The 26,537-nt window shown below is 40.9% G+C and carries 38 protein-coding genes; all 38 read right to left on the bottom strand.

Going from position 1 to position 26,537, the window contains the following annotated elements:
* Positions 1 to 3: 3 nt before the first annotated feature.
* A complete protein-coding gene (locus J7J00_RS20985) occupies positions 4 to 801 on the bottom strand; it encodes an energy-coupling factor transporter transmembrane component T family protein (protein ID WP_214794271.1) in 798 nt (265 codons plus the stop codon).
* Positions 801 to 1,667: an energy-coupling factor ABC transporter ATP-binding protein gene (locus J7J00_RS20980; protein ID WP_214794268.1), complete on the bottom strand. Its 867-nt coding sequence runs from the start codon at positions 1,665 to 1,667 to the stop codon at positions 801 to 803. The genes J7J00_RS20985 and J7J00_RS20980 overlap by 1 nt, the downstream gene beginning before the upstream one ends.
* Entirely contained in the window at positions 1,643 to 2,482 is an 840-nt protein-coding gene (locus J7J00_RS20975) for an energy-coupling factor ABC transporter ATP-binding protein (RefSeq protein WP_214794266.1), read from the bottom strand. The genes J7J00_RS20980 and J7J00_RS20975 overlap by 25 nt, the downstream gene beginning before the upstream one ends.
* Before the next feature lie 367 nt (positions 2,483 to 2,849).
* Entirely contained in the window at positions 2,850 to 3,212 is a 363-nt protein-coding gene (rplQ, locus tag J7J00_RS20970) for a 50S ribosomal protein L17 (RefSeq protein WP_214794264.1), read from the bottom strand.
* Between the two features lie 83 nt (positions 3,213 to 3,295).
* Positions 3,296 to 4,240: a DNA-directed RNA polymerase subunit alpha gene (locus J7J00_RS20965; RefSeq protein WP_034304976.1), complete on the bottom strand. Its 945-nt coding sequence runs from the start codon at positions 4,238 to 4,240 to the stop codon at positions 3,296 to 3,298.
* Positions 4,241 to 4,417: 177 nt separating this feature from the next.
* A complete protein-coding gene (gene rpsK, locus J7J00_RS20960) occupies positions 4,418 to 4,807 on the bottom strand; it encodes a 30S ribosomal protein S11 (RefSeq protein ID WP_028390438.1) in 390 nt (129 codons plus the stop codon).
* A 22-nt stretch (positions 4,808 to 4,829) separates the two neighbouring features.
* Positions 4,830 to 5,195 (bottom strand): 30S ribosomal protein S13, encoded by a 366-nt coding sequence (rpsM, locus tag J7J00_RS20955; protein WP_063235804.1) that lies wholly within the window; start codon positions 5,193 to 5,195, stop codon positions 4,830 to 4,832.
* A gap of 22 nt (positions 5,196 to 5,217) precedes the next feature.
* Positions 5,218 to 5,331: a 50S ribosomal protein L36 gene (gene rpmJ / locus J7J00_RS20950; RefSeq protein WP_003156543.1), complete on the bottom strand. Its 114-nt coding sequence runs from the start codon at positions 5,329 to 5,331 to the stop codon at positions 5,218 to 5,220.
* A 40-nt stretch (positions 5,332 to 5,371) separates the two neighbouring features.
* Positions 5,372 to 5,590, bottom strand: coding sequence for a translation initiation factor IF-1 (gene infA, locus J7J00_RS20945; protein WP_028390440.1), 219 nt, complete (start codon positions 5,588 to 5,590; stop codon positions 5,372 to 5,374).
* Positions 5,591 to 6,155: 565 nt separating this feature from the next.
* The gene (locus J7J00_RS20940; protein ID WP_098373564.1) at positions 6,156 to 6,809 is read right to left on the bottom strand and encodes an adenylate kinase; all 654 of its coding nucleotides are present in this window, start codon (positions 6,807 to 6,809) and stop codon (positions 6,156 to 6,158) included.
* 58 nt (positions 6,810 to 6,867) lie between these two features.
* Positions 6,868 to 8,163 carry a preprotein translocase subunit SecY gene (gene secY / locus J7J00_RS20935; RefSeq protein ID WP_214794262.1) on the bottom strand — a complete coding sequence of 432 codons (1,296 nt, stop codon included), beginning with the start codon at positions 8,161 to 8,163 and terminating at the stop codon, positions 6,868 to 6,870.
* A complete protein-coding gene (rplO, locus tag J7J00_RS20930; RefSeq protein WP_063235801.1) occupies positions 8,163 to 8,603 on the bottom strand; it encodes a 50S ribosomal protein L15 in 441 nt (146 codons plus the stop codon). The genes secY and rplO overlap by 1 nt, the downstream gene beginning before the upstream one ends.
* A gap of 32 nt (positions 8,604 to 8,635) precedes the next feature.
* A complete protein-coding gene (gene rpmD / locus J7J00_RS20925; protein WP_076372857.1) occupies positions 8,636 to 8,818 on the bottom strand; it encodes a 50S ribosomal protein L30 in 183 nt (60 codons plus the stop codon).
* A gap of 16 nt (positions 8,819 to 8,834) precedes the next feature.
* Complete coding sequence (gene rpsE, locus J7J00_RS20920) at positions 8,835 to 9,335, bottom strand: 30S ribosomal protein S5 (protein WP_034304987.1); 501 nt, start codon at positions 9,333 to 9,335, stop codon at positions 8,835 to 8,837.
* A 22-nt stretch (positions 9,336 to 9,357) separates the two neighbouring features.
* On the bottom strand, positions 9,358 to 9,720 hold the full coding sequence (gene rplR, locus J7J00_RS20915) for a 50S ribosomal protein L18 (protein ID WP_063235799.1): 363 nt from the start codon (positions 9,718 to 9,720) through the stop codon (positions 9,358 to 9,360).
* A 32-nt stretch (positions 9,721 to 9,752) separates the two neighbouring features.
* Positions 9,753 to 10,289 (bottom strand): 50S ribosomal protein L6, encoded by a 537-nt coding sequence (gene rplF / locus J7J00_RS20910; protein WP_214794260.1) that lies wholly within the window; start codon positions 10,287 to 10,289, stop codon positions 9,753 to 9,755.
* Between the two features lie 30 nt (positions 10,290 to 10,319).
* Positions 10,320 to 10,718, bottom strand: coding sequence for a 30S ribosomal protein S8 (rpsH, locus tag J7J00_RS20905; RefSeq protein ID WP_034304995.1), 399 nt, complete (start codon positions 10,716 to 10,718; stop codon positions 10,320 to 10,322).
* A gap of 30 nt (positions 10,719 to 10,748) precedes the next feature.
* Positions 10,749 to 10,934, bottom strand: a complete 186-nt coding sequence (locus tag J7J00_RS20900) for a type Z 30S ribosomal protein S14 (protein ID WP_034304998.1) — start codon at positions 10,932 to 10,934, stop codon at positions 10,749 to 10,751.
* 25 nt (positions 10,935 to 10,959) lie between these two features.
* Positions 10,960 to 11,499, bottom strand: a complete 540-nt coding sequence (gene rplE, locus J7J00_RS20895) for a 50S ribosomal protein L5 (protein ID WP_063235797.1) — start codon at positions 11,497 to 11,499, stop codon at positions 10,960 to 10,962.
* Between the two features lie 29 nt (positions 11,500 to 11,528).
* Positions 11,529 to 11,840 (bottom strand): 50S ribosomal protein L24, encoded by a 312-nt coding sequence (gene rplX, locus J7J00_RS20890; RefSeq protein WP_063235796.1) that lies wholly within the window; start codon positions 11,838 to 11,840, stop codon positions 11,529 to 11,531.
* A 43-nt stretch (positions 11,841 to 11,883) separates the two neighbouring features.
* Entirely contained in the window at positions 11,884 to 12,252 is a 369-nt protein-coding gene (gene rplN, locus J7J00_RS20885; RefSeq protein ID WP_034305005.1) for a 50S ribosomal protein L14, read from the bottom strand.
* 41 nt (positions 12,253 to 12,293) lie between these two features.
* A complete protein-coding gene (gene rpsQ / locus J7J00_RS20880) occupies positions 12,294 to 12,557 on the bottom strand; it encodes a 30S ribosomal protein S17 (protein ID WP_034305007.1) in 264 nt (87 codons plus the stop codon).
* 18 nt (positions 12,558 to 12,575) lie between these two features.
* On the bottom strand, positions 12,576 to 12,779 hold the full coding sequence (rpmC, locus tag J7J00_RS20875; protein ID WP_034305010.1) for a 50S ribosomal protein L29: 204 nt from the start codon (positions 12,777 to 12,779) through the stop codon (positions 12,576 to 12,578).
* Entirely contained in the window at positions 12,769 to 13,203 is a 435-nt protein-coding gene (gene rplP, locus J7J00_RS20870; RefSeq protein WP_053349061.1) for a 50S ribosomal protein L16, read from the bottom strand. Before rplP ends, rpmC begins: the two co-directional genes overlap by 11 nt.
* A 1-nt stretch (position 13,204) precedes the next feature.
* Entirely contained in the window at positions 13,205 to 13,861 is a 657-nt protein-coding gene (gene rpsC / locus J7J00_RS20865; protein ID WP_063235795.1) for a 30S ribosomal protein S3, read from the bottom strand.
* Positions 13,862 to 13,864: 3 nt separating this feature from the next.
* Positions 13,865 to 14,206 (bottom strand): 50S ribosomal protein L22, encoded by a 342-nt coding sequence (rplV, locus tag J7J00_RS20860; RefSeq protein WP_034305017.1) that lies wholly within the window; start codon positions 14,204 to 14,206, stop codon positions 13,865 to 13,867.
* A 17-nt stretch (positions 14,207 to 14,223) separates the two neighbouring features.
* A complete protein-coding gene (rpsS, locus tag J7J00_RS20855; protein WP_034305018.1) occupies positions 14,224 to 14,502 on the bottom strand; it encodes a 30S ribosomal protein S19 in 279 nt (92 codons plus the stop codon).
* Positions 14,503 to 14,562: 60 nt separating this feature from the next.
* The gene (rplB, locus tag J7J00_RS20850) at positions 14,563 to 15,393 is read right to left on the bottom strand and encodes a 50S ribosomal protein L2 (protein WP_214794258.1); all 831 of its coding nucleotides are present in this window, start codon (positions 15,391 to 15,393) and stop codon (positions 14,563 to 14,565) included.
* Between the two features lie 26 nt (positions 15,394 to 15,419).
* Positions 15,420 to 15,707, bottom strand: coding sequence for a 50S ribosomal protein L23 (gene rplW, locus J7J00_RS20845; protein WP_174524197.1), 288 nt, complete (start codon positions 15,705 to 15,707; stop codon positions 15,420 to 15,422).
* The gene (gene rplD / locus J7J00_RS20840; protein ID WP_034305025.1) at positions 15,704 to 16,327 is read right to left on the bottom strand and encodes a 50S ribosomal protein L4; all 624 of its coding nucleotides are present in this window, start codon (positions 16,325 to 16,327) and stop codon (positions 15,704 to 15,706) included. The genes rplW and rplD overlap by 4 nt, the downstream gene beginning before the upstream one ends.
* 25 nt (positions 16,328 to 16,352) lie before the next feature.
* Positions 16,353 to 16,982, bottom strand: coding sequence for a 50S ribosomal protein L3 (rplC, locus tag J7J00_RS20835; protein ID WP_034305028.1), 630 nt, complete (start codon positions 16,980 to 16,982; stop codon positions 16,353 to 16,355).
* Positions 16,983 to 17,022: 40 nt separating this feature from the next.
* Positions 17,023 to 17,331, bottom strand: coding sequence for a 30S ribosomal protein S10 (gene rpsJ / locus J7J00_RS20830; RefSeq protein ID WP_019244375.1), 309 nt, complete (start codon positions 17,329 to 17,331; stop codon positions 17,023 to 17,025).
* Between the two features lie 423 nt (positions 17,332 to 17,754).
* Entirely contained in the window at positions 17,755 to 18,942 is a 1,188-nt protein-coding gene (tuf, locus tag J7J00_RS20825) for an elongation factor Tu (RefSeq protein WP_053349066.1), read from the bottom strand.
* A gap of 121 nt (positions 18,943 to 19,063) precedes the next feature.
* Complete coding sequence (gene fusA, locus J7J00_RS20820) at positions 19,064 to 21,142, bottom strand: elongation factor G (protein WP_061440380.1); 2,079 nt, start codon at positions 21,140 to 21,142, stop codon at positions 19,064 to 19,066.
* Positions 21,143 to 21,186: 44 nt separating this feature from the next.
* Positions 21,187 to 21,657: a 30S ribosomal protein S7 gene (rpsG, locus tag J7J00_RS20815; protein ID WP_034305035.1), complete on the bottom strand. Its 471-nt coding sequence runs from the start codon at positions 21,655 to 21,657 to the stop codon at positions 21,187 to 21,189.
* Between the two features lie 41 nt (positions 21,658 to 21,698).
* Entirely contained in the window at positions 21,699 to 22,121 is a 423-nt protein-coding gene (rpsL, locus tag J7J00_RS20810) for a 30S ribosomal protein S12 (RefSeq protein ID WP_053349068.1), read from the bottom strand.
* A gap of 104 nt (positions 22,122 to 22,225) precedes the next feature.
* Complete coding sequence (locus J7J00_RS20805) at positions 22,226 to 22,474, bottom strand: 50S ribosomal protein L7ae-like protein (protein WP_214794256.1); 249 nt, start codon at positions 22,472 to 22,474, stop codon at positions 22,226 to 22,228.
* A 293-nt stretch (positions 22,475 to 22,767) separates the two neighbouring features.
* Positions 22,768 to 26,367 (bottom strand): DNA-directed RNA polymerase subunit beta', encoded by a 3,600-nt coding sequence (gene rpoC, locus J7J00_RS20800; protein ID WP_214794254.1) that lies wholly within the window; start codon positions 26,365 to 26,367, stop codon positions 22,768 to 22,770.
* Positions 26,368 to 26,537: the final 170 nt, after the last annotated feature.

The raw sequence follows: 26,537 nt of genomic DNA, 5'->3' as shown, positions 1-26,537 counted from the left end.
TTATTATGAACGTAATAAAAATAACATGAACGTTAGAACACCTATTGAGACCATCAAAAGACTATCACTCGTCTTCCAGTCCAATTGGCGATATTTCGTGCGGCCTTCCCCGCCACGGTATCCTCTTGACTCCATGGCAGTTGCCAACTCCTCCGCCCGTTTGAATGAACTGACAAATAAAGGAACAAGCAGCGGTACAATTGATTTAACCCTGTCCTTTATCGGGCCAGATGAAAAGTCAACGCCCCTTGCAGTTTGGGCCTTCATGATTTTTTCCGTTTCCTCCATTAGCGTTGGGATGAATCGAAGGGCAATGGACATCATCAATGCCAGTTCATGTACAGGCATCTTCCACTTTTTCAAGGGCCCCAACAGCTCTTCCATCCCATCTGTAATGGATATCGGGGATGTCGTCAAAGTTAAAAGCGACGTAACAAGGATTAGTAAAGTAAATCTAACGGATATGAAAAAACCTTGAATCAGACCGCCTTCATAAATTTCAAACCAACCGTATTCAAAAAGCAATTCCCCTTCTTTCGTAAACAATATATGGAGAAGGAATGTAAAAACGATCAAGAAAAAGATTGGTTTTAACCCATTATAAAGATAGCGAAGCGGTATTTTGGAAATACTGATCAAAAGGATGGTGAATACAGCAAGCAACCCGTAAGAAACGACATTATTCGCCAAAAAGACGACACAAACGAACAGGAACACGAGGAGCAATTTAGCCCTTGGGTCCATCTTGTGCATCAGTGAATTTGCAGGGACATAACGCCCGATAATCATTTTATCCAGCATCAGCGGTTCCCCCGTTTCATGGCTTTATCTATTTCTATCGCTAAATCACCGATATTAAGACATGGATGATCAAATCGAACACCAAGTTCCTTCTGGAGCTTTAGCTGAAAACGGACCGTATCAGGAACATCCAGGCCAAGCTCCATTAATTGTTCCGGCTCTGAAAAAATTTCCTGGGGGGTTCCCTTTTTGAACACTGTACCCTTATGCATGATAATGATGTCATCCGCATACTTGGCTGCATCCTCCATGCTATGTGTCACAAGAATCGTTGAAATGCCCCTTACTTTATGCAGATCATAAAACATATCCATGATTTCTTTTCGTCCTCGCGGATCCAGTCCCGCAGTGGGCTCATCAAGTACCAATACTTCGGGCTCCATGGCAAGTACCCCAGCAATGGCCACCCGTCGCATTTGTCCGCCAGATAAGTCGAATGGTGATTTCCCTAGAATTTCCTCATCCAATCCGACTTGCGCGATGGCTTTCCTGGCCAGTTCCTTAGCATCGATTTCAGAAACGCCAAAATTCATAGGTCCGAAACATATATCCTTTTCAACCGTTTCATCAAATAACTGATGTTCCGGAAACTGAAAAACAATACCGACCTTTTGTCTAATTGGCCGCAACGCCTTCTCTTTTCTTCCGGCCTCAATCGTCCGATCCCCAATGAAGACCCGACCCTTCGTCGGTTTTAATAGAGCATTCAAATGCTGCAGTAGCGTGGATTTCCCGGACCCTGTATGCCCGATGATTGCGGTATAGGTTCCCGGCTCCATTGAAATATTGACATCATGAAGGGCTAGATGTTCAAAAGGAGTATTCACCTGATAGCGGTATTCTACATCATCGAGTGTAATTCGCATAAATCCTTCACCAACTCTTCCTCTGTCAAATGCCCATCAACTACACGAACACCATTTTTTTGTAACTCCTTGGTTAGTTTCACTGAAAAGGGAATATCCAGACCAAGAGCAATCAATTCATCCTCTAACTCAAAAATAACCTGAGGCGGTCCTTCACGATATAACCGACCTTGGTTCATCACTATCATTCGATCAGCTTTCGCAGCTTCCTCAAGATCATGGGTGATTGATATGACAGTGATATCGTTTTCCTGTTTTAATTCCCTAACTGTTTCAAGCACTTCTTCACGGCCTCTTGGGTCAAGCATAGAGGTTGCTTCATCTAAGATGATTATGTCTGGCTGCAAGGCTATTACACCTGCTATGGCCACTCTTTGCTTTTGACCGCCGGATAGATGGTGCGGCTCTTGATTAAGAAAGGCATTCATTTTAACCTTATTTAACGCACCATGAACACGCTCCACCATAACCTGCTGAGAAACACCGGCGTTTTCTAAACCAAAAGCCACATCATCCTGAACTGTAGTGCCTACAAATTGATTATCTGGGTTTTGAAAAACCATTCCAATTTTCTGGCGTACATCCCAAACGGATTCTTCTGTCAAAAGTTGATCATTAATCGTAATGGTACCTGAGTTAGCGAACTGAAGACCATTCAGTAACTTCGCTAATGTCGACTTGCCAGAGCCATTATGTCCGACAATCGCAAGCCACTCCCCCTGATGAATATCAAAAGAAACATCATCCAAGGCGTTTCGAGACTGACCCTCATATTTAAAAACAATATTATTTAAAGAAACCAGCTTCTTCACCATGTGGCCCTCCTCATCCTCGACTGCACTCGTCTAATCTAAACTCTGCTCACTCAATATAAATATAGTAGTTTTTCCTTCTGAAAATATAAAAAAACGCTGCACCCCTTCCACCGAAAGAATTTTCGGTAAATTAAGAGCAGCTAACAGCGGGCCTGTTACGAAAAACAGGTTATCTTATAATCGCTTATCAAAAGCGGGAAGGGATGCTTGAGCTAGACGTGAAGGCTCCCTGTATAATACAGGTTCCGCCAGCCATCGTAACACTCAATGCGAATTTCTAAATGACAGAATTTCTATTTTAAAAAAAGAAAAAGGGCATAGAACAAGTGAGTATATTCATTTGTCCCGCCCTTTTTCATCGTTGTTATTAAACTAATTCAATAACCACGACTGGTGCACCGTCACCGCGGCGTGGACCAACTTTCATGATACGAGTGTATCCACCTTGACGTTCTACATAACGTGGAGCCACGTCACTGAATAGTTTTTGAAGGGCATCTGTGCCATTCTCAGCGTCAGCGATTTCGTTACGGATGAAAGATGCAGCTTGACGGCGTGCATGCAAGTCACCACGTTTACCAAGAGTGATCATTTTATCTACTACAGAACGTAATTCTTTTGCACGTGCTTCAGTAGTTTCAATGCGCTCATGGATAATAAGATCCGTAGCTAAATCACGAAGTAATGCTTTACGTTGTGCGCTAGTGCGTCCTAACTTTCTGTAACCCATTAGAGATTCCCTCCTTTGTTGAAGTTCTATATTGTGTGTCTATAACAAGGCTCACAACATAATGGATTGATTCCGCCATGTTATCAGTCGTCTTTACGAAGACCTAAGCCTAATTCTTCTAGTTTCGCTTTCACTTCTTCAAGTGATTTACGTCCTAGATTACGTACTTTCATCATATCTTCTTCCGTTTTATGAGCTAGCTCTTGAACGGTATTGATTCCAGCACGTTTCAAGCAGTTGTAAGAACGAACAGAAAGGTCTAATTCTTCGATCGTCATCTCAAGAACTTTTTCTTTTTGATCTTCTTCTTTTTCAACCATGATTTCAGCATTTTGAGCTTCATCGGTTAAACCAACAAAGATATTTAAATGCTCCGTTAAAATCTTAGCTCCAAGTGCTACCGCTTCTTGCGGACCAGTACTGCCATCAGTCCAAACATCGAACGTTAACTTGTCAAAGTTAGACAACTGTCCAACACGTGTATTTTCAACTTGGAAAGATACGCGTGAAACTGGAGTGTAAAGAGCATCGATTGGAATTACACCAATTGGCTGGTCTTCTCTCTTGTTTTGAACAGCAGGAGTGTAGCCGCGGCCGCGACGTGCAGATAAACGCATACGCATATGACCGTTTTTACCAATTGTAGCAATATATAAATCCGGATTAAGAATTTCTACATCACTATCATGAGTGATATCAGCAGCCGTGATGACTCCGTCACCTTGAACGTCAATTTCCAGCGTCTTCTCTTCATCAGAGTAAATCTTAAGAGCTAGTTTTTTCACATTAAGAATGATAGATGTTACATCTTCCACGACGCCTTCAATTGTTGAGAACTCATGTAGCACTCCATCAATTTGTATAGCTGTGACAGCAGCACCTGGGAGTGAGGATAAAAGAATACGACGTAAGGAGTTACCCAATGTAGTACCATACCCACGCTCTAGTGGCTCTACGACGAACTTACCGTATTTGGTATCGTCGTTGATTTCAACCGTTTCGATTTTTGGTTTTTCTATTTCGATCATCAATAAACCCTCCTTCAAAACGTCAAAACCCCGGCAAGTAAACCAAGTCACTTAAACCGAAATTCCCCATGTATACGTTCCCGCTGTGCGCAACAACTGAAAATTAATCCTCTGTAAGAACGCAAACTCAGTATTATATCCCATTATTGACAGGAATACAAAATCTATACAGAAAAATTAAACACGGCGACGTTTTGGTGGACGGCATCCGTTATGTGGAACTGGAGTTACATCTTTAATTGCAGTTACTTCTAGGCCAGCAGCTTGAAGTGCACGAATAGCAGCCTCACGTCCAGCACCAGGTCCTTTAACTGTAACTTCAAGAGTTTTCATACCATGTTCAATTGATGTTTTAGCAGCTGTTTCAGCAGCCATTTGTGCAGCGAATGGAGTGGATTTACGAGATCCACGGAATCCTAGAGCTCCAGCACTTGACCAAGAAATAGCATTACCATGAGAGTCAGTGATCGTAACGATAGTGTTATTGAATGTTGAACGAATATGTGCAATACCAGTTTCTATATTCTTTTTCACACGACGTTTACGTGTATTAGTTTTACGTGCCATGAAAAGTAACCTCCTTTACTAATTATTTTTTCTTGTTAGCTACAGTACGACGAGGTCCTTTACGCGTACGAGCATTGTTTTTTGTATTTTGACCGCGAACAGGAAGACCACGACGGTGACGTAAACCACGGTAAGAACCGATTTCCATTAAACGTTTGATGTTTAGGGAGATTTCACGACGAAGGTCGCCTTCTACTTTAAGCTTGTCAATGATATCACGAATTTTGTTCAATTCGTCTTCCGTTAAGTCACGAACGCGAGTTTCTTCAGAAATGCCTGCTTCTGCAAGAATCTTAATCGCTGTTTGTTTTCCAATACCATATATATATGTTAATGAGATAACAATCCGTTTGTCACGGGGAATATCTACTCCAGCAATACGTGCCATGCTTGAGTGCACCTCCTTCTATTTAGCCTTGTTTTTGTTTATGTTTAGGGTTTTCGCAAATAACCATAACTTTACCTTTTCTGCGGATAACTTTACACTTTTCGCAGATTGGTTTGACTGATGGTCTGACTTTCATTGCTATCTAACCTCCTTATACAGATCGGAGCGTAACCGGATTATTTGAACCGGTATGTGATTCTGCCGCGAGTTAGATCATACGGGGAAAGCTCAACCGTAACTTTATCTCCAGGCAAAATGCGAATAAAGTGCATACGAATTTTACCGGATACATGAGCTAAAACAGTATGACCATTTTCCAATTCTACCTTAAACATTGCATTTGGCAAAGTCTCTTGTACTGTGCCTTCTACTTCAATTACATCATCTTTCGCCATTAAAGTGATTCTCCCTTCTCTATGCGTGAACCTATTAAAGGTACACATCTTTCCGTCAACATTACTACAGTCCAATTATCCTCATAAGTCTTACAATTCTGCATCAAGTATTCACCATTTTGTAGAACCAGGCTTAAACTGAGGACCTTTATCAGTTGGACCGAAATGAGGATTTTATGGGTCCTCATGTAAGTCTTGACCGATTCCGTGACCGACATACTCTCGAAATAGAGAAGCAATTAGTCTCGACATAGGTTTGAATAGCATGGGAGATGTTTGAAAGGCGCACGCCTGACATAGCTTCTTTCAACCCTCTATATCACGACTCTTTAGGAATCCCAATAGAGTCACTGCATTTCTTCATCAATTTTGCCGACCGGATATGTCCATGAAGATCACTTAAAAAGTAATCGCCCAATTCAGGGAATACCAAGTACAAGAACCTGATTAATAAATGTGCGAATGCTCTCGCGAAATCCATTATACCCTTTGTATTATAGGAATGCACCAAGTTTAATAAGTAAGTTATAAAAATGGTATGAATTTCATAAATCAATACGAATGATTAATTTTGTAAAGCACCAAGCAACACATCGATATTTTCAAATACCTTATTAATATCTTGCTGTCCGTTAATGTTGACCAAGTATCCTTTGTCTCCGTAGAAATCAAGAAGTGGTTTGGTTTGTTTCAAATTCACATCTAAGCGATTTTGAACCGTTTCTGCATTATCGTCGGCACGTTGATATAATTCTCCGCCGCAGCGGTCGCATACATCATCTTTAGCAGGAGGATTGAATACAAGATGGTATGTCGCACCACATGATTTGCAAATACGACGTCCTGTCAATCTTTCCATTAAAATGTTTTTATCAACATCGATATTAATGACAAAATTTATTTTGCGATCTAAATCAGTTAGAATGCTTTCAAGTGCCTCTGCCTGTGCCACAGTACGTGGAAATCCATCAAGCAAAAATCCTTTTAGGCAGTCTTCCTTGCTTAAACGTTCACGTACGATGCCAATGGTAACTTCATCAGGTACCAATTCGCCTTTGTCCATGAATGATTTCGCCTTTAGACCTAATTCTGTTCCATCTTTGATAGCTGTTCGGAACATATCTCCAGTAGAAATATGAGGGATATTATATTTTTCTACGATTTGTTCAGCTTGAGTGCCCTTACCAGCACCCGGCAGACCCATTAACACTAGATTCAATTTTCTTCCCCCTCAAACTCTATAATGGGTAAAGGGAACAAGCCGTTCCCAAAACTCATTACTTTATAAAACCCTTATAGTGTCTCTTCACAAGTTGTGATTCCAGCTGCTTCATCGTATCAAGGGCAACCCCCACTACGATCAGCAAACTGGTACCGCCAATCTGTGCAGATTGAGGTAAATCAGCAAGCTTAATGAAAAATACCGGTAAAACGGCAATGATGGCTAAAAATATAGAGCCTACAAACGTTAAACGGTATAAAACACGTGTTAAATATTCTTGTGTACTCTTACCTGGACGAATCCCCGGCACATAGCCACCTTGCTTTTTCAAATTCTCAGCCATTTGTTCAGGGTTAACCTGAATGAATGCATAAAAATACGCAAAAGCAATGATAAGAGCAACATATATGATCATACCAATTGGCTTGGTGTAATCAAGATTTGTTGATATCCAACTAGTCACGCTGTTCTTTCCAAAGAAAGAAGCGATTGTAGTGGGAGTAATGATAAATGCCATTGCAAAGATTACCGGAATAACCCCCGCAGCATTTACTTTCAATGGTAAATGAGTAGACTGGCCACCCATTTGTGTACGACCTACCGCAGCACGTTTCGCATACTGAATAGGAATTTTTCGTAATGCCTGCTGAATGAAAATAACAGCAACCACGATTGCTAATACTGCTAAAACAATGAGGATAATCGATATGATTCGTAAGAATAATTGATCACCGGCATTTTCAAATTGTTGGGCATAAATCTGATTTGCCGTATTTGGCAAACTAGCTACGATACCAGCAAAGATTATGACGGAAATCCCATTACCCACACCCTTAGCAGTGATCAGCTCCCCTAACCACAAAAGAAAAGCTGTTCCTGCCGTTAAGACAGTCGCAATAAGCAAGTATGTTGCAATTCCAGGATTTTCAATCAACTGGCCACCTGACATATTATTGAACCCATAAGACATACCAACTGCTTGGATAAACCCTAGGATAATAGTGAAGTAACGAGTGAATTGAGCTAATTTACGGCGCCCTGCTTCTCCTTGTTTAGACCATTCAGTGAACTTAGGAACAACATCCATCTGTAACAGCTGAACTATGATGGATGCCGTGATGTATGGCATGATACCCATCGCTAATATAGAAAAGTTTTTCAGTGCTCCACCGCCAAAGGTATTTAAAAGACCGATGACGCTCAGCTGGTCCTGTTCAGCGAGAAAATCGGCATTCACATGCGGTACAGGTATAAATGTACCGATGCGATAGACGATTAACATTAGAAGGGTAAAAATAATCTTATTCCTTATTTCACCCACGCGCATAAAATTGGAGATCGTGCGAAACATTAGATCACCTCTGTTTTACCGCCAGCAGCTTCGATAGCTTCTTTAGCAGTAGAAGAGAATTTGTGAGCTTTAACAGTAAGCTTTTTCTCAATGCTTCCTTTTGCAAGAATTTTGATTCCTGCTTTTTCTTTACTTACAACTCCAGTCTCTAGTAAAAGAGCTGGTGTTACTTCAGTACCGTCTTCGAAAAGATTTAACGTATCAAGATTCACGATAGCATAGTCTTTACGGTTGATGTTGGTAAATCCACGTTTAGGCAAACGTCTGAATAGAGGAGTTTGACCCCCTTCAAATCCAAGACGCACACCGCCGCCGGAGCGAGCGTTTTGTCCTTTGTGTCCTTTACCTGCTGTTTTACCGTTACCAGATCCAATACCGCGACCTTTACGTTTACGTTCTTTACGAGAACCTTCTGCAGCTTTTAACTCATGAAGTTTCATGTTGGCACCTCCTTGTTAAGTTAAAAATTATTTTATTGTTCTTTTACAGTAACAAGATGAGCAACTTTGGTAATCATACCGCGAATCGCAGGGTTATCTTCTTGAATAACCGTTTGATGCATTTTGCGTAAACCCAAAGTGTTAACTGTAACACGTTGATCTTCAGGACGACCAATCAAGCTGCGAGTGAGGGTAATTTCTAATTTATTAGCCATAATTCGATTTCCCTCCTTATCCTAACAGTTCTTGTACTGATTTCCCACGTAACTTAGCTACGTCTTCAGCACGTTTCAATTGCTTCAATCCTTCAATTGTTGCGCGAACCATATTAATAGGTGTATTAGTACCTAGAGATTTAGACAAGATATCACTTACTCCGCCTAATTCAAGTACCGCACGAACAGGACCACCAGCAATTACTCCTGTACCTTCAGAAGCTGGTTTCAATAGAATGTGACCTGCGCCATAGCGACCGTTCACAAGGTGAGGAATAGTAGTTCCAACCATTGGTACAGTAATTAGATTTTTCTTAGCATCCTCAATAGCTTTACGGATAGCATCCGGAACTTCTTGAGCTTTACCAGTACCAAATCCAACATGACCATTTTTATCACCAACAACAACTAGTGCAGTGAAACGGAAACGACGTCCGCCTTTAACAACTTTAGCTACACGATTTACTGTAACTACGCGTTCTTCAAGTTCTAATTTATTAGGATCAATGCTACGCATCTGTTATGTCCCTCCTTATCCATTAAAATTCTAAGCCGTTTTCACGAGCAGCGTCAGCCAATGCTTTAACACGACCATGGAAGAGGTAACCACCGCGGTCAAATACCACAGCTTTGAAACCTTTTTCAACAGCACGTTTCGCAATAAGTTCGCCAACTTTTTGAGCTGCTTCAGCATTGCTACTAGCTTCGATACTGATCTCTTTATCAAGAGTTGAAGCACTTGCTAATGTTACGCCTTTTGCATCGTCAATTAATTGTGCGTAAATGTGTTTGTTTGAACGGAACACATTTAAACGAGGACGAGCTTCCGTTCCAGAAAGCTTAGCACGTACACGTGCATGTCTTTTCTGACGAGTAGCATTTTTATCAAGCTTCGTAATCATTTACGTCACTCCTTTCGTTTACTTATGCGGCATTACTTACCGGTTTTACCTTCTTTACGACGAACGAATTCGCCTTCGTAACGAATCCCTTTACCTTTATACGGTTCAGGTGGGCGAACATCACGGATATTAGCTGCTAGAGCTCCTACACGTTCTTTGTTTGCACCTTTGATGATTACTTTTGTATTAGAAGGAACTTCGACTTCAACGCCAGCTTCTGGCTCTATTTCTACAGGGTGGGAATATCCAACGTTAAGGATAAGCTTAGTACCTTGCTTTTGTGCGCGGTACCCAACCCCAATAAGTTCAAGTGATTTTACAAATCCTGTTGATACACCTTCAACCATGTTAGAGATAAGTGCGCGAGTAGTACCGTGTAAAGAACGGTGAGCCTTCTCGTCAGACGGACGTGTAACAGTTAACACGTTCTCTTCAACAACGATTGAAAGGTCAGGATTGAATGATCTAGTTAATTCACCTTTAGGTCCTTTAACAGTTACTTCACTTCCAGTAACAGTAACTGTTACGCCTGCAGGTATTTCAATAGGTTTTTTACCTATACGAGACATAATGTGCACCTCCATTCTTGTGAAAATGTATTACCAAACGTATGCTAAAACTTCTCCGCCAACTTGTTTAGAGCGAGCTTCCTTGTCTGTTAAAACTCCGTGAGAAGTAGAAACAATTGCGATACCTAAACCGTTAAGAACGCGTGGTACCTCTCCAGTTTTTGCATATACACGCAAACCAGGTTTGCTGATACGTTTTAGACCAGTGATAACACGTTCGTTGTTTGCACCGTATTTTAAGAAGATACGGATGATACCTTGTTTGTTGTCTTCGATTAATTCAAAGTCACGTACGAAGCCTTCACTTTTTAAGATCTCAGCAATTTCCTTTTTGATCTTTGAAGCAGGAACTTCCAGTTTTTCGTGACGAACCATATTCGCATTACGGATGCGAGTAAGCATATCTGCAATAGGATCTGTCATGACCATTATATTTTACCTCCTTCCCAAACTCGGGTTTTACCAGCTAGCTTTTTTAACGCCAGGAATTTGTCCTTTATATGCAAGTTCGCGGAAACAAATACGACAAAGTTTAAATTTACGTAATACAGAATGTGGACGTCCGCAACGTTCGCAACGTGTATATTCTTGTACTTTAAACTTTTGTTCGCGTTTTTGCTTTACGATCATAGACTTTTTAGCCACGATTTCGCCTCCCTTTATTTAGAGATTACTTTTGGAACGGCATTCCAACTTGAGTAAGTAGTTCACGAGCTTCTTCGTCAGTGTTGGCAGTCGTTACGATAACGATGTCCATACCACGAACTTTGCTCACTTTATCGTAATCAATCTCAGGGAAGATAAGTTGTTCTTTAACGCCTAATGTATAGTTCCCACGTCCATCAAAAGATTTCTTTGAAACGCCACGGAAATCACGTACACGCGGTAAAGATACAGATACTAGCTTATCAAGGAATTGATACATACGTTCTCCACGTAATGTAACTTTCGCTCCGATAGGCATACCTTCACGCAAACGGAAGCCTGCGATTGATTTTTTTGCTTTTGTTATAACAGGTTTTTGACCAGTGATCAATGTAAGTTCTTCAACAGCTGTATCTAAAGCTTTCGAGTTAGATACTGCGTCACCCACACCCATGTTAATAACGATTTTCTCAATGTTTGGTACTTGCATTACTGATTGATAGTTGAATTTGCCCATCAATGATGGTGTAATTTCACTTTTTAATTTTTCTTTAAGGCGGCTCATTGCTTAGTGTACCTCCCTTCATTTATGACTTATTTATCTAAAGTTTCACCTGATATTTTAGCTACGCGTACTTTTTTACCATTTTCAATCTTATATCCAACACGAGTCGGTTTACCTGATTTAGGATCAAGTGGCATTACATTGGATACGTGAATAGCAGCTTCTCTGCTGATAATTCCACCTTGTGGATTAAGTTGAGATGGCTTGGAATGCTTTTTCACGATGTTAATTCCTTCAACAAGCACACGATTTTGTTTCGGATATGCAGAAAGAATTGTTCCTTGTTTGCCTTTGTCCTTACCAGAGATGACTACGACTTTGTCACCTTTTTTAACATGCATTAGCTTGGCACCTCCTTGAAAGGCTTTATACAAATTTTACATATTATAGAACTTCTGGAGCTAGAGAAACGATCTTCATGAAACTATTGTCACGTAATTCACGAGCAACAGGTCCAAAAATACGAGTTCCACGTGGGCTCTTATCGTCACGGATAATTACACATGCGTTTTCATCAAAACGAATGTAAGAACCGTCAGGACGACGCATACCACGTTTTGTACGGACAACAACAGCCTTAACGACTTCACCTTTTTTAACAACGCCTCCTGGTGTTGCCTGTTTAACTGTACAAACGATGATATCACCGATGTTTGCAGTTTTACGGCCAGAACCACCTAGGACTTTAATTGTTAGCACTTCACGAGCACCTGAATTGTCAGCGACTTTTAAACGAGATTCTTGTTGAATCATGTACGGTACCTCCCTTCGGAATTAGCTTAATCCGAACTATATTAAATGATTACTGCTTTTTCTACTACTTCTACAAGACGGAAGCGTTTTGTAGCTGAAAGTGGACGAGTTTCCATGATACGTACTACGTCGCCTGCTTTAGCTTCGTTTAGCTCGTCATGAGCTTTTAACTTTTTAGAGTATTTCACGCGTTTACCGTATAAAGAATGCTTTTTATAGGTTTCTACGACAACTGTTACTGTTTTATCCATTTTGTCGGATACTACGCGTCCAGTGTAGATTTTGCGTTGGTTGCGTTCGCTCATTCTGCAAACCTCCATTCATTATCGATTAGTGACACCGATCTCTCTTTGACGAACAACTGTTTTCATACGAGCAATCGATTTGCGAACTTCACGGATGCGAGCTGTATTTTCAAGTTGTCCAGTAGCTAACTGGAAACGAAGATTAAATAGTTCTTCTTTAAGAGATTTTAGTTTTTGTTCAATTTCAGCAGTGGTTAGATCTTTGATTTCATTAGCTTTCATTTGTTTCACCACCAATTTCCTCTCTTTTTACAAACTTACATTTGATTGGAAGTTTGTGTGCTGCAAGGCGCAATGCTTCTCTTGCCACCTCTTCAGATACACCAGAGATTTCAAACAATACTTTGCCCGGTTTAACTACTGCTACCCAACCTTCAGGAGCACCTTTACCGGAACCCATCCGTACTTCAAGCGGCTTAGCTGTGTAAGGTTTGCTTGGGAAGATTTTGATCCAAACTTTTCCTCCACGTTTCATATAACGAGTCATCGCAATACGAGCTGCTTCGATTTGGCGGTTCGTGATCCAGGAAGCTTCTTGAGCTTGAAGTCCAAATTCTCCGAAATGAACTTCAGTGCCGCCTTTAGCCATCCCTCTCATTTTACCGCGGTGTTCACGACGGTATTTTACGCGTTTTGGCAATAACATATTATTTTCCTCCTTCCTCAGATTTCTTCTTAGTAGGAAGAACTTCTCCACGGTAGATCCAAACTTTCACGCCTAGCTTACCGTAAGTAGTATCTGCTTCAGCATGAGCATAATCTATGTCAGCACGAAGTGTGTGAAGTGGAACTGTTCCTTCGCTGTAATGTTCAGCACGAGCAATATCAGCACCGCCAAGACGACCAGAAACTTGTGTTTTGATTCCTTTTGCGCCAGAACGCATAGTGCGTTGAATAGCTTGTTTTTGAGCACGACGGAATGAAACACGGTTTTCTAATTGACGAGCGATGTTTTCAGCAACCAATTTTGCGTCAAGATCTGCTCTTTTAATTTCAATGATATTGATATGAACTCTTTTGCCAGTTAGCTGGTTCAAAGCTTTACGTAGTGCTTCGACTTCAGTACCGCCCTTACCGATAACCATTCCTGGTTTAGCAGTGTGAACTGATACATTGATGCGGTTAGCAGCACGTTCGATTTCAACCTTGGATACAGAAGCATCATTTAAGCGTTTCGCAATATATTCACGAACTTTAATGTCTTCATGCAAAAGAGTAGCGTAGTCTTTATCAGCGTACCATTTGGATTCCCAATCACGAATGATCCCGATACGCATACCGATAGGATTTACCTTTTGACCCACAGATTACCCCTCCTTCTTTTCTGATACAACGATTGTAATATGACTAGTACGTTTGTTTATTGCACTCGCACGACCTTGAGCGCGAGGACGGAAACGTTTTAATGTTGGTCCTTCGTTAACGTATGCCTCTGAAACGACTAGGTTATTAATATCCATTTCGTAGTTGTGTTCTGCATTTGCGATAGCAGATTTCAGAATCTTTTCTACGACTGGAGAAGCAGATTTTGGTGTTAAGCGAAGAATCGCTACTGCTTCACCTACTTGTTTTCCTCGAATTAAATCTGCGACTAAACGCACTTTACGAGGAGCAATACGAACTGTTTTAGCGACAGCTTTAGCTTGCATGAGATGCCCTCCTCTCATTAACGTCTTGTTTTCTTGTCATCACTTGCGTGACCTTTATAAGTGCGTGTAGGCGCGAATTCGCCTAGTTTGTGACCTACCATATCTTCTGTTACATAAACCGGCACATGCTTACGACCGTCATAAACGGCGATTGTGTGTCCGATGAATTGCGGGAAGATTGTTGAGCGACGAGACCAAGTTTTTACTACCTGTTTCTTGTCAGCTTCATTTAATTTTTCAACTTTTACCAATAAATGATCATCAACAAAAGGCCCTTTTTTTAAGCTACGACCCATGCGAGTACCTCCCTTCGTGACTGTTCTACGGTTCTATATATGAACCGTAGGTCAATCCCGTTATTTTTTACGACGACGTACGATAAATTTATCGGATTTATTTTTCTTCTTACGAGTTTTGAATCCAAGAGTAGGTTTACCCCATGGAGACATTGGTGATTTACGTCCGATTGGCGATTTACCTTCACCACCACCGTGTGGGTGATCATTCGGGTTCATTACTGATCCACGAACTGTTGGGCGTTTACCTAACCAACGGTTACGTCCAGCTTTACCAATGTTGATAAGTTCATGTTGTTCATTACCAACTTGACCGATTGTAGCGCGGCAAGTTGCAAGAATCATACGAACCTCACCTGAGTTTAAACGTACAAGTACATAACGACCTTCTTTACCAAGTACTTGAGCAGATGTTCCTGCTGAACGGACTAATTGTCCACCTTTTCCTGGTTTAAGTTCGATGTTATGAATTACTGTACCAACTGGGATGTTAATAAGAGGAAGAGCGTTACCCACTTTAATGTCAGCTTCTGGACCTGACATAACTTCCAAACCTACTTCTAGGTTTTTCGGAGCTAGGATATAACGTTTTTCTCCATCAACGTAATTAATTAATGCAATGTTTGCAGAACGATTTGGATCGTACTCAATAGTAGCAACGCGTCCTGGTATACCATCTTTATTCCGTTTGAAATCGATGATACGGTATTGACGCTTGTGGCCGCCACCTTGATGACGAACTGTTAACTTACCTTGGTTATTACGGCCGCCTTTGCTGTGTAAAGGAGCAAGTAATGATTTTTCCGGTTTGTCTGTAGTAATCTCAGCAAAGTCCGAAGTTGTCATATTACGTCGACCGTTAGAGGTAGGTTTATACTTCTTAATCGCCATTTGTATTTCCCTCCTTCTCTAATGAATTAAGCTTCGAATAGCTCGATTTCTTTGCTGTCAGCAGTTAATTTAACAATAGCTTTACGGCGCTTGTTAGTATAGCCTGCATGTTTGCCCATGCGTTTGAATTTACCTTTGTAGTTCATGATGTTTACTTTCTCAACTTTAACGCCGAAAATTTCTTGAACAGCATCTTTAACTTGAGTTTTATTAGCTCTAACATCAACTTCAAAAGTATATTTCTTTTCAGCCATTACGTCTGAAGAGCGTTCAGTGATTACGGGGCGCTTAATGATATCGCGTGCATCCATTATGCAAGCACCTCCTCTACTTTTTCGACAGCTGATTTAGTCAAGATCAATTTGTTGTGTGAAACAACATCAAGAACGTTAAGACCATCAGCTTCAACTACAGTAACACCAGGGATGTTACGTGCAGAAAGAGCAACTTTCTCATCTAAACCGTCAGTAACGACTAACGTTTTAGTATCAACAGAAAGGTTTTTAAGTACCGCTACAAACTCTTTTGTTTTTGGAGCTTCGAAAGACAAGCTTTCAAGTACCAAAATGTTCTCTTCCAATGCCTTTGCAGACAATGCAGATTTAATAGCTAAACGACGTACCTTTTTAGGTAGCTTGTAAGCGTAAGATCTTGGAGTAGGTCCAAAAACAACGCCACCGCCACGCCATTGTGGAGAACGGATAGAACCTTGACGCGCACGTCCAGTTCCTTTTTGTTTCCAAGGTTTACGTCCACCGCCTGCAACTTCAGAACGGTTTTTAACTTTATGAGTTCCTTGACGTAAGGAAGCTCGTTGCATGATGATTGCTTCAAATAATACATGATTATTAGGTTCGATACCAAAGATGGATTCATTTAGTTCGATGTCGCCAACTTGTGAACCTGTTTGGTTGAACAATGTAACTTTTGGCATTCTATTGCTCCTCCTTTCTCAGAAATTACTTTGCTTTAACAGCAGTTTTTACTTTGATCAATGCTTTTCTAGCACCAGGTACATTACCTTTGATCAATAGTAGGTTGCGTTCAACATCAACTTTAACGATAGCTAAGTTTTGAACAGTAATTTGTTCTCCACCCATACGTCCTGGTAATAGTTTACCTTTGAATACGCGGTTTGGAGCTACAGGACCCATTGAACCTGGGCGACGGTGGTAACGAGAACCATGAGACATAGGTCCGCGAGATTGTCCATGACGCTTGATAGAGCCTTGGAAACCTTTACCTTTTGAAATTCCTGATACATCTACTAAATCGCCTTCAGCGAAAATACTAACATTGACTTCTTGACCGATCTCATATTCAGTAAGATCCGTTCCGCGGAATTCGCGAATGAAGCGCTTAGGAGTAGTATTTGCTTTTTCAACATGGCCCTTTTCAGGTTTGTTAGAAAGCTTTTCACGTTTGTTTTCAAAACCAACTTGAACTGCTTCATAGCCATCAGTTTCAACAGTTTTCTTTTGAAGAACCACGTTATTAGCAGCTTCGATAACTGTTACCGGAATAAGTTCACCGTTTTCAGCAAAAACTTGAGTCATACCGATTTTTCTTCCTAAGATTCCTTTGGTCATAAGTCACACCTCCTAGAGTAATTGTTCATATTTATATGAATTATAATTTGATTTCAATGTCAACGCCTGATGGTAAATCTAAACGCATCAATGAATCAACTGTTTGTGGAGTTGGATTAACGATGTCGATTAGACGTTTATGCGTACGCATTTCGAATTGTTCACGAGAATCTTTGTATTTATGAACCGCACGTAGGATCGTATATACCGATCTTTCAGTAGGTAATGGAATTGGACCAGATACAGCCGCACCAGAACGTTTTGCAGTTTCAACAATTTTCTCAGCAGATTGATCAAGAATTCTGTGATCATATGCTTTTAAACGGATACGAATTTTTTGTTTTGCCATAATTTTCCCTCCTTTTCGCCTATTTTAAAATAGACCTTCTCAATGGAAATTTCCCACACACTCGCCATGGCAAAGCGGCCGGGTGTGTCAGCAACCTTCCATATCATCGCAGTCAAAGACCAACATTGTCTATTATACATAATGCACAAGTAAAATGCAAGTTAAACAAAAAACTTTTCTTGTGCAACACACTTTTATTATTATACATACTATCACAAGTATTTACAAGTACATTCTACATGGTCTTTCATATCCATTTTCTTCAATTCGAAAATGGATATGAAACTTAATAAATTCACTAATTTTTTTATCGATATTATAGAAGAAGAAAATGAAAAACCTTTAGAAAATAGAAAAGAAGCAGATGGCGTCCCATCTGCTTCTCCCGGAAGGCGTCCCTTCCAATATTGTTTTATGAATCAATTACTCTGTGATTGTAGCAACTACGCCAGCGCCTACAGTACGTCCACCCTCACGGATAGAGAATTTAGTACCTTCTTCGATAGCGATTGGAGCGATAAGTTCTACAGTCATTTCGATGTTGTCTCCAGGCATAACCATTTCTACGCCTTCAGGAAGGTTACAAATACCAGTTACGTCAGTTGTACGGAAGTAGAACTGAGGACGGTAGTTTGTAAAGAATGGAGTGTGACGTCCACCTTCTTCTTTAGAAAGAACATAAACTTCAGCTTTGAACTTTGTGTGTGGAGTGATTGTACCTGGTTTAGCAAGTACTTGTCCACGTTGGATATCTTCACGGGATACACCACGAAGTAGTGCACCGATGTTGTCACCAGCTTCAGCATAGTCAAGAAGTTTACGGAACATTTCAACACCAGTTACTGTTGTTGGTTTAGACTCTTCGTTGAAACCGATGATGTCAACAACGTCACCGACTTTAACTTGTCCACGCTCAACACGGCCAGTAGCAACTGTACCACGACCAGTGATAGAGAATACATCCTCAACTGGCATCATGAATGGTTTGTCAGTGTCACGAGTTGGTTCTGGGATATACTCGTCAACAGCTGTCATTAATTCATGAATTTTTTCTTCCCAAGCAGCTTCTCCTTGAAGAGCTTTTAGTGCAGATCCTTTGATAACTGGAATGTCATCGCCAGGGAATTCGTATTCAGATAGAAGATCACGGATTTCCATTTCTACTAATTCAAGAAGTTCTTCGTCATCAACCATGTCGCATTTGTTCATGAATACTACTAGGAATGGTACACCTACTTGACGAGAAAGAAGGATGTGCTCACGAGTTTGTGGCATTGGGCCATCAGCAGCAGATACTACTAAGATTCCGCCGTCCATTTGTGCAGCGCCAGTGATCATGTTTTTAACATAGTCAGCATGTCCTGGGCAGTCAACGTGTGCATAGTGACGAGTAGCTGTTTCGTACTCAACGTGTGCAGTAGAGATTGTGATCCCACGTTCTCTTTCTTCTGGAGCACCATCGATTTGGTCATAAGCGCGAGCTTCTGCGCCACCAGTTTTAGCAAGTACAGTTGTGATTGCAGCTGTTAGAGTTGTTTTACCATGGTCGACGTGACCAATTGTTCCAACGTTAACGTGCGGTTTTGAACGATCAAATTTAGCTTTTCCCATTAGGAATTCCTCCTTAAAATTATATATAAAATATTAAGTATATAAGGGCTGCGAAAGAAGACTAATTCTTCCATCACAGCTTACATAAGATAGTTATACTTTAATAAGAGATGAAAATCAATTATTCACCTTTATTTTTTTTGATGATTTCTTCAGAAATGCTCTTAGGTACTTCTTCATAATGATCGAAGTGCATAGAGAATGTCCCGCGTCCTTGAGTGTTAGAACGTAGAGATGTAGCATATCCGAACATTTCAGATAGTGGAACCATCGCTTTAACCATTTGTGTGTTACCGCGAGCTTCCATACCTTCTACACGACCACGACGAGATGTGATATCTCCCATGATGTCGCCTAGGTAATCTTCTGGAATAACTACTTCCACTTTCATGATTGGTTCAAGGATAACCGGCTTACATTTAGATGCAGCATTTTTAAGTGCCATTGATGCAGCAATTTTAAATGCCATTTCGTTGGAGTCAACGTCATGGTAAGAACCGTCAAATAATTTTGCTTTGATGTCGACTAGCGGGTAACCAGCAAGTACACCACGGTCAAGTGAATCAACTAATCCAGCTTGTACAGCAGGGATATATTCACGTGGTACTACACCACCGACGATAGCATTTTCAAATTCGAATCCTTTACCTTCTTCGTTTGGACCAAATTCGATCCATACGTGTCCGAATTGTCCACGACCACCTGATTGGCGAACGAATTTACCTTCAACTTTAGCTGAACCACGGAAAGTTTCACGGTATGCTACTTGAGGAGCACCAACGTTAGCTTCCACTTTAAATTCGCGACGCATACGGTCAACAAGGATGTCCAAGTGAAGTTCACCCATACCAGCGATAATCGTTTGACCAGTTTCTTGGTCAGTATGCGCACGGAATGTTGGATCTTCATCTTGTAGCTTTTGTAAAGCTTGACCCATTTTGTCTTGGTCTGCTTTGGATTTCGGTTCAACCGACAGTGAGATAACTGGTTCTGGGAATACCATGGATTCAAGAATTACTTGGTTCTTGTCGTCACATAGAGTATCACCAGTTGTAGTATCTTTCAAACCAACAGCAGCAGCGATATCCCCTGCATATACAGTTGAGATTTCTTCACGGCTGTTTGCATGCATTTGAAGGATACGTCCAATACGTTCACGTTTACCTTTTGTTGAGTTGATTACATAAGATCCTGATTCTAATGTACCTGAGTACACGCGGAAGAATGTAAGTTTACCAACGTAAGGGTCAGTCATAACTTTAAACGCTAAAGCGGAGAACGGTTCAGAATCATCTGAATGGCGTTCTACTTCATCTTCTGTATCCGGTAGAGTACCTTTAATAGCCGGCACGTCTAATGGAGATGGAAGGAAGTCGATAACGTTATCAAGCATTAATTGAACACCTTTGTTTTTGAAAGCTGATCCACAGATAACTGGGAAGAATTCAACGTTAACAGTTGCTGTACGAATAGCTGCTTTTAATTCAGCAATGCTGATTTCTTCGCCGCCAAGGTATTTTTCCATTAAGTCTTCATTAACTTCTGCTACTGCTTCAATTAACTTTTCACGGTATTCTTCAGCTAATTCCCTATGTTCTTCAGGAATTTCACCAACAGTGATATCAGTTCCTAGATCATTGGCATAGAAATGAGCTTTCATTTCAATAAGGTCAATAATTGCAGAGAATTGATCTTCAGCACCGATTGGTAACTGAACCGGGTGAGCATTAGCTTGTAGACGATCGTGGATTGTTCCAACTGAATATAGGAAATCCGCACCGATTTTGTCCATTTTATTTACGAATACGACACGTGGTACACCATAAGTTGTAGCTTGGCGCCAAACTGTTTCAGTTTGAGGCTCAACACCTGATTGGGCATCAAGTACAGCTACAGCTCCATCAAGTACACGCAATGAACGTTCAACTTCAACTGTGAAGTCTACGTGTCCTGGCGTATCGATGATGTTTACACGGTGACCTTTCCACTGTGCAGTTGTTGCAGCGGATGTGATCGTGATTCCACGTTCTTGTTCCTGTTCCATCCAGTCCATTTGTGAAGCACCTTCGTGTGTTTCACCAATTTTATGAATTTTACCAGTATAGTATAGAACGCGTTCTGTTGTTGTCGTTTTACCAGCATCGATGTGAGCCATGATACCGATATTACGAGTATTTGCTAAGGAGAACTCTCTTGCCATTTGTCTTTCTCCTTCCTTTTATAAGGATTTTATAGTGATATATCTTACCAGCGATAATGAGCGAATGCTTTATTAGCTTCAGCCATTTTGTGCGTATCTTCACGTTTCTTAACAGCTGCTCCAGTATTGTTAGCAGCATCCATGATTTCATAAGCTAAACGCTCTTCCATCGTTTTTTCTCCACGAAGACGAGAGTATTTCACTAACCAACGAAGTCCTAGAGTTGATTTGCGGTCTGGACGCACCTCAACTGGTACTTGGTAGTTAGCTCCACCTACACGGCGTGCTTTTACTTCTAATACAGGCATGATGTTTTTAAGTGCTTGATCAAAAACTTCGATTGATTCATTGCCAGTACGTTCTTTGATTAAATCAAATGCAGAGTAAAGAATTTTTTGTGATTTACCTCTTTGTCCATCAACCATTAATTTGTTGATTAAGCGAGTCACAAGTTTAGAATTATAAATCGGATCTGGTAATACGTCTCTTTTCGTTACAGGTCCTTTACGAGGCATTATATTTCCTCCTTTCAAGAAAGTTTAATTTTTGTTTGAGATTATTTTTTTGCTGCTTTCGGACGCTTAGTACCGTATTTAGAACGGCTTTGCATACGATTGTTAACTCCAGCTGTATCAAGAGCACCACGTACGATATGGTAACGTACCCCTGGTAAATCTTTTACACGACCGCCACGGATAAGAACCACGCTGTGTTCTTGTAGGTTGTGACCGATACCTGGGATATAAGCTGTTACCTCGATACCGTTTGTTAAACGTACACGCGCATATTTACGTAACGCGGAGTTTGGTTTTTTCGGTGTCATAGTACCCACACGAGTGCAAACACCACGTTTTTGCGGAGATGATACGTTAGTTTGTGCTTTTTTAAAGCTGTTGTAGCCTTTGTTAAGTGCTGGAGATTTTGAATTAACCTCTTTAGACTCGCGTCCTTTACGCACTAATTGATTAATAGTAGGCATTACATTTTTCCTCCCTTCACGTTTTCATTTCTAGTACCACACATCCAGGTGGTTCATAAATGGGTAAAAACAAAGTCTTTGCAAATATAATTGCAAAAACATTTTTACTTTTTAATGGCAACAGTTGCTGCTCCGACATCAATACCACATGCTTTGCCAAGCATTATCATCGAATCAACATATGTGATAGGAACATCCAATTCTTTGGCGGTCTCAACAACACGCCCAGTCAAGTATATATCTGCATCATCAGCGATGATAACTTCTTGAATTAAATTGTTTTTAAGAGCTCTAACTGCTTGTTTCGTCCCTATAATCACTGACTTTGCCTGTATTACTTTTTCATAAGACATGGTCCATATCCTCCAAAGTTACAGGGTAACATAGGAGCACCTTTGCTATAGTATCATTATTAGTCGGATACTGTCAACTTCTTTCAAGAAAATAATTTCAGCAAAAGGTTTTCCTTACATAATTCTATTAAGATAATCAATTTGCCTAAAGGAAATATTTCTGATTCTCGTAAGGCTGTTCATTCAGCCATGAGTAATAAGAGAGACCAGCTCAATAAATTCTGATCCTTCAGCTCCAATAGGAAACAGGAGTGCGGTTTTCAGTTTAAATTATTGAGCTGGTCCTTTTTCCTTTAATCCACTGTTACTGTATCGGCACTTTCATCACCAACAACGACAGGGTTTGCTTTTCTGTATCTAAGCATTCCCGTTCCTGCAGGGACAAGTTTACCGATGATGACATTTTCTTTAAGTCCAAGCAATTCATCACGTTTTCCTTTTATTGCTGCATCAGTCAAGACTCTGGTTGTTTCTTGGAATGACGCGGCGGACAAGAAGGAATCCGTTTCTAGAGATGCTTTTGTTATACCTAGCAATACTGGACGACCTGTAGCTGGTAATTTGTTAGTCAGCAATGCATCTGTGTTTGCAGTAGTGAACTGGTTAACATCCAATAATGTTCCTGGAAGTACTTCAGTTTCGCCTGCATCAAGCACACGGACTTTACGCATCATTTGTCTAACCATTACCTCGATATGTTTATCACCGATCTCAACACCTTGCATCCGGTATACTTTTTGAACTTCATGAAGCAGGTATTCCTGAACAGTAAGCACGTCTGTAACCTTAAGCAATTCTTTCGGATCGATGGAACCCTCTGTTAACTCTTCACCACGACGGACAGGAGTATCAACAGTTACTCTTAAACGGGCAGTGTATGGCGCAGTATATGTGCGTGATTCAACTGCACCTTGAACAACGATTTCCTGTTGTTTATCCCGAATTTCATTAATCGAAACAATCGTTCCTTCGATTTCGGAAATGACAGCTTGACCTTTAGGATTTCTCGCTTCAAATATTTCTTGGATACGAGGAAGACCTTGAGTGATATCGTCCCCAGCAACCCCACCTGTATGGAATGTACGCATCGTTAACTGTGTACCAGGTTCTCCGATTGATTGAGCGGCAATAATACCGACTGCTTCGCCCACTTCAACTTCTTGACCTGTAGCCAAGTTGCGTCCATAACATTTTTTACATACACCATGGCTGGTGTTACATGTAAAGGCAGAACGGATCCATGCTGTTTCAATTCCAAGTGATTCAATATAATTAGCAAGATCTTCAGTAATAAGATCATTTTCAGCCACGATTACATCATTTGTTTCTGGATGTTTGATCGCTTTTCTTGCATAACGGCCAACCAGGCGCTCTTCAAGATGCTCAATTATTTCAGTGCCCTCTCTCAAGGCTGAAATTTTCAAGCCGCGGTCGGTTCCACAATCGTCATCACGGATGATAACATCTTGGGCAACGTCAACAAGTCGACGAGTAAGGTAACCGGAATCGGCTGTTTTAAGTGCTGTATCGGCAAGACCTTTACGCGCACCATGTGTAGAGATGAAGTACTCCAACACTGTTAAACCTTCACGGAAACTTGATTTGATCGGTAATTCAATGATACGTCCAGCCGGGTTGGCCATCAAACCACGCATACCCGCAAGCTGCGTAAAGTTGGAAGCATTACCACGGGCCCCGGAGTCACTCATCATGAAGATTGGGTTGCGTCGGTCCAGTGAGTCCATAAGTTTGGACTGAATGGTATCCTTGGCAGCACTCCAAATTGAAATGACGCGATCATAACGCTCATCCTCAGTAATAAGACCACGTCTGAATTGTTTCAAGACATTATCCACTTTGGTTTGAGCCTCAGTAATGATTCCTTGTTTTTCTTTTAAAACGACGATATCGGCAACACCAACGGTAATACCAGCTTTTGTCGAATATTTGAATCCAAGATCTTTCATCCGGTCAAGCATTTTGGATGTTTCAGTAATTTTAAAGCGTTTAAAGACTTCCGCAATGATATTTCCAAGAATTTGTTTCTTGAAAGGATCAATAGCAGGTTGGGCCTTAATCAACTCAGGGATATTAGCGCCTTTTTCCACAAAATATTTCTCTGGAGTTTTCGTTTCCAAATTATATCGTGTCGGTTCGTTAATATACGGGAATGATTTTGGTAAAATTTCATTGAAGATCAATTTACCGACAGTTGTAATTAGAAGTTGGCCGTTTTGTTCTTCAGTGAATGTTTCATTATTTAGTGACGATGCATGTACGGCACAACGGGAATGTAAGTGTACATATCCGTTTTGGTATGCAAGTAATGCTTCACTTGTATCTTTAAAGATCATACCCTCACCGATAGCGCCTTCTCTTTCCAATGTTAAGTAATAGTTACCTAATACCATATCTTGAGAAGGTGTAACGACAGGTTTACCATCTTTAGGGTTCAAAATGTTCTGTGCTGCAAGCATAAGCATGCGTGCTTCGGCTTGGGCTTCAGAAGATAGAGGAACGTGGACCGCCATTTGGTCACCGTCAAAGTCAGCGTTGTAAGCTGTACATACGAGCGGATGCAAACGAATTGCGCGACCTTCAACCAACGTTGGTTCAAATGCTTGGATACCAAGTCTATGAAGTGTCGGTGCACGGTTCAATAGTACTGGGTGTTCTCTAATAACTTCTTCTAGCACATCCCATATTTCAGGAGATAAACGCTCAATTTTACGCTTAGCGGATTTGATGTTATGCGCTAAACCTCTTTGAACAAGCTCCTTCATAACGAATGGTTTGAATAATTCAATCGCCATTTCTTTCGGAAGACCACATTGGTACATCTTTAAGTTTGGTCCGACTACGATAACGGAACGGCCAGAATAATCAACACGTTTACCAAGAAGGTTTTGACGGAAACGGCCTTGTTTACCTTTTAACATGTGAGATAAAGATTTTAACGGACGGTTACCAGGTCCAGTTACCGGACGGCCGCGACGGCCATTATCGATAAGAGCATCGACGGCTTCTTGCAGCATACGCTTCTCGTTTTGAACGATAATGCTTGGTGCTCCAAGATCCAGTAATCTTTTCAACCGATTATTACGGTTGATAACACGGCGATATAAATCATTTAGATCAGATGTGGCAAAACGTCCTCCATCAAGTTGAACCATAGGACGAAGTTCCGGTGGAATGACCGGAAGCACGTCAAGGATCATCCATGAAGGCTCATTTCCGGAGTTACGGAAAGCTTCAAGCACTTCCAAGCGTTTGATTGCACGGGTTCTGCGTTGTCCTTGAGCTGTTTTAAGCTCCTCTTTCAACGACTCTACTTCCTTTTCCGTATCAATATCTTGTAAAAGTTTTTTAATAGCTTCCGCACCCATGGCAGCTTGGAACTTCTTACCGTATTTTTCACGGTATGTACGATATTCCTTTTCAGAAAGAAGCTGTTTCTTTTCTAAAGTTGTATCGCCCGTTTCAGTTACGACGTAAGATGCAAAGTAAATAACTTCTTCCAATGCCCGTGGAGACATGTCAAGTACAAGTCCCATACGGCTAGGAATTCCTTTAAAATACCATATGTGTGAAACTGGAGCTGCCAGCTCAATATGACCCATACGCTCACGACGCACCTTAGCACGAGTGACTTCAACGCCACAACGGTCACAGACTACGCCTTTATAACGAACACGTTTATATTTTCCGCAATGACATTCCCAGTCCTTTTGAGGTCCAAAAATTCTCTCACAGAATAAACCGTCTTTTTCTGGCTTTAATGTACGATAGTTGATTGTTTCTGGTTTTTTAACTTCTCCATGGGACCAAGAACGAATCTTGTCTGGTGAAGCAAGACCAATTTTCATATACTCAAAATTATTAACGTCTAACAAGGGGCCTACCTCCCTTTTAATCTCCAGGTTTAACCCTTGATTGCCGTCAAATATCAGGCAATCTTACACCGGATGATGGTTGATTGAATCAATAAGGCTCTAACAAGGCAGCATGATTTTCAAAGGAACCATCTTGCTGCCAGTCAGAGCGGGTAATATATAACTAGATA

Origin of the sequence: Bacillus sp. ISL-4, assembly GCF_018613275.1 — a bacterium.
GTDB classification, from domain to species: Bacteria; Bacillota; Bacilli; order Bacillales; family DSM-1321; genus Peribacillus; species Peribacillus simplex_E.
The sequence above is the reverse complement of the archived record's forward strand: the minus strand, read 5'-3'. Positions and strand labels throughout refer to the sequence as shown.

Excerpts from the sequence above, each read along its gene's own strand:
- J7J00_RS20985 (WP_214794271.1), bottom strand. The coding sequence starts at position 801 with ATGCTGGATAAAATGATTATCGGGCGTTATGTCCCTGCAAATTCACTG.
- J7J00_RS20980 (WP_214794268.1), bottom strand. The coding sequence starts at position 1,667 with ATGCGAATTACACTCGATGATGTAGAATACCGCTATCAGGTGAATACT.
- J7J00_RS20975 (WP_214794266.1), bottom strand. The coding sequence starts at position 2,482 with ATGGTGAAGAAGCTGGTTTCTTTAAATAATATTGTTTTTAAATATGAG.
- rplQ (WP_214794264.1), bottom strand. The coding sequence starts at position 3,212 with ATGGGTTACAGAAAGTTAGGACGCACTAGCGCACAACGTAAAGCATTA.
- J7J00_RS20965 (WP_034304976.1), bottom strand. The coding sequence starts at position 4,240 with ATGATCGAAATAGAAAAACCAAAAATCGAAACGGTTGAAATCAACGAC.
- rpsK (WP_028390438.1), bottom strand. The coding sequence starts at position 4,807 with ATGGCACGTAAAACTAATACACGTAAACGTCGTGTGAAAAAGAATATA.
- rpsM (WP_063235804.1), bottom strand. The coding sequence starts at position 5,195 with ATGGCACGTATTGCTGGAGTAGATATTCCCCGTGACAAACGGATTGTT.
- rpmJ (WP_003156543.1), bottom strand. The coding sequence starts at position 5,331 with ATGAAAGTCAGACCATCAGTCAAACCAATCTGCGAAAAGTGTAAAGTT.
- infA (WP_028390440.1), bottom strand. The coding sequence starts at position 5,590 with ATGGCGAAAGATGATGTAATTGAAGTAGAAGGCACAGTACAAGAGACT.
- secY (WP_214794262.1), bottom strand. The coding sequence starts at position 8,163 with ATGTTTCGCACGATCTCCAATTTTATGCGCGTGGGTGAAATAAGGAAT.
- rplO (WP_063235801.1), bottom strand. The coding sequence starts at position 8,603 with ATGAAACTTCATGAGTTAAAAGCTGCAGAAGGTTCTCGTAAAGAACGT.
- rpmD (WP_076372857.1), bottom strand. The coding sequence starts at position 8,818 with ATGGCTAATAAATTAGAAATTACCCTCACTCGCAGCTTGATTGGTCGT.
- rpsE (WP_034304987.1), bottom strand. The coding sequence starts at position 9,335 with ATGCGTAGCATTGATCCTAATAAATTAGAACTTGAAGAACGCGTAGTT.
- rplR (WP_063235799.1), bottom strand. The coding sequence starts at position 9,720 with ATGATTACGAAGCTTGATAAAAATGCTACTCGTCAGAAAAGACATGCA.
- rplF (WP_214794260.1), bottom strand. The coding sequence starts at position 10,289 with ATGTCTCGTATAGGTAAAAAACCTATTGAAATACCTGCAGGCGTAACA.
- rpsH (WP_034304995.1), bottom strand. The coding sequence starts at position 10,718 with ATGGTCATGACAGATCCTATTGCAGATATGCTTACTCGCATCCGTAAT.
- rplE (WP_063235797.1), bottom strand. The coding sequence starts at position 11,499 with ATGAGCCGCCTTAAAGAAAAATTAAAAAGTGAAATTACACCATCATTG.
- rplX (WP_063235796.1), bottom strand. The coding sequence starts at position 11,840 with ATGCATGTTAAAAAAGGTGACAAAGTCGTAGTCATCTCTGGTAAGGAC.
- rplN (WP_034305005.1), bottom strand. The coding sequence starts at position 12,252 with ATGATTCAACAAGAATCTCGTTTAAAAGTCGCTGACAATTCAGGTGCT.
- rpsQ (WP_034305007.1), bottom strand. The coding sequence starts at position 12,557 with ATGAGCGAACGCAACCAACGCAAAATCTACACTGGACGCGTAGTATCC.
- rpmC (WP_034305010.1), bottom strand. The coding sequence starts at position 12,779 with ATGAAAGCTAATGAAATCAAAGATCTAACCACTGCTGAAATTGAACAA.
- rplP (WP_053349061.1), bottom strand. The coding sequence starts at position 13,203 with ATGTTATTGCCAAAACGCGTAAAATACCGTCGTGAACACCGCGGTAAA.
- rplV (WP_034305017.1), bottom strand. The coding sequence starts at position 14,206 with ATGCAAGCTAAAGCTGTCGCTAAAACAGTTCGTATTGCTCCTCGTAAA.
- rpsS (WP_034305018.1), bottom strand. The coding sequence starts at position 14,502 with ATGGGTCGTAGCTTAAAAAAAGGGCCTTTTGTTGATGATCATTTATTG.
- rplB (WP_214794258.1), bottom strand. The coding sequence starts at position 15,393 with ATGGCGATTAAGAAGTATAAACCTACCTCTAACGGTCGACGTAATATG.
- rplD (WP_034305025.1), bottom strand. The coding sequence starts at position 16,327 with ATGCCAAAAGTTACATTGTTCAACCAAACAGGTTCACAAGTTGGCGAC.
- rplC (WP_034305028.1), bottom strand. The coding sequence starts at position 16,982 with ATGACCAAAGGAATCTTAGGAAGAAAAATCGGTATGACTCAAGTTTTT.
- rpsJ (WP_019244375.1), bottom strand. The coding sequence starts at position 17,331 with ATGGCAAAACAAAAAATTCGTATCCGTTTAAAAGCATATGATCACAGA.
- tuf (WP_053349066.1), bottom strand. The coding sequence starts at position 18,942 with ATGGGAAAAGCTAAATTTGATCGTTCAAAACCGCACGTTAACGTTGGA.
- fusA (WP_061440380.1), bottom strand. The coding sequence starts at position 21,142 with ATGGCAAGAGAGTTCTCCTTAGCAAATACTCGTAATATCGGTATCATG.
- rpsG (WP_034305035.1), bottom strand. The coding sequence starts at position 21,657 with ATGCCTCGTAAAGGACCTGTAACGAAAAGAGACGTATTACCAGATCCG.
- rpsL (WP_053349068.1), bottom strand. The coding sequence starts at position 22,121 with ATGCCTACTATTAATCAATTAGTGCGTAAAGGACGCGAGTCTAAAGAG.
- J7J00_RS20805 (WP_214794256.1), bottom strand. The coding sequence starts at position 22,474 with ATGTCTTATGAAAAAGTAATACAGGCAAAGTCAGTGATTATAGGGACG.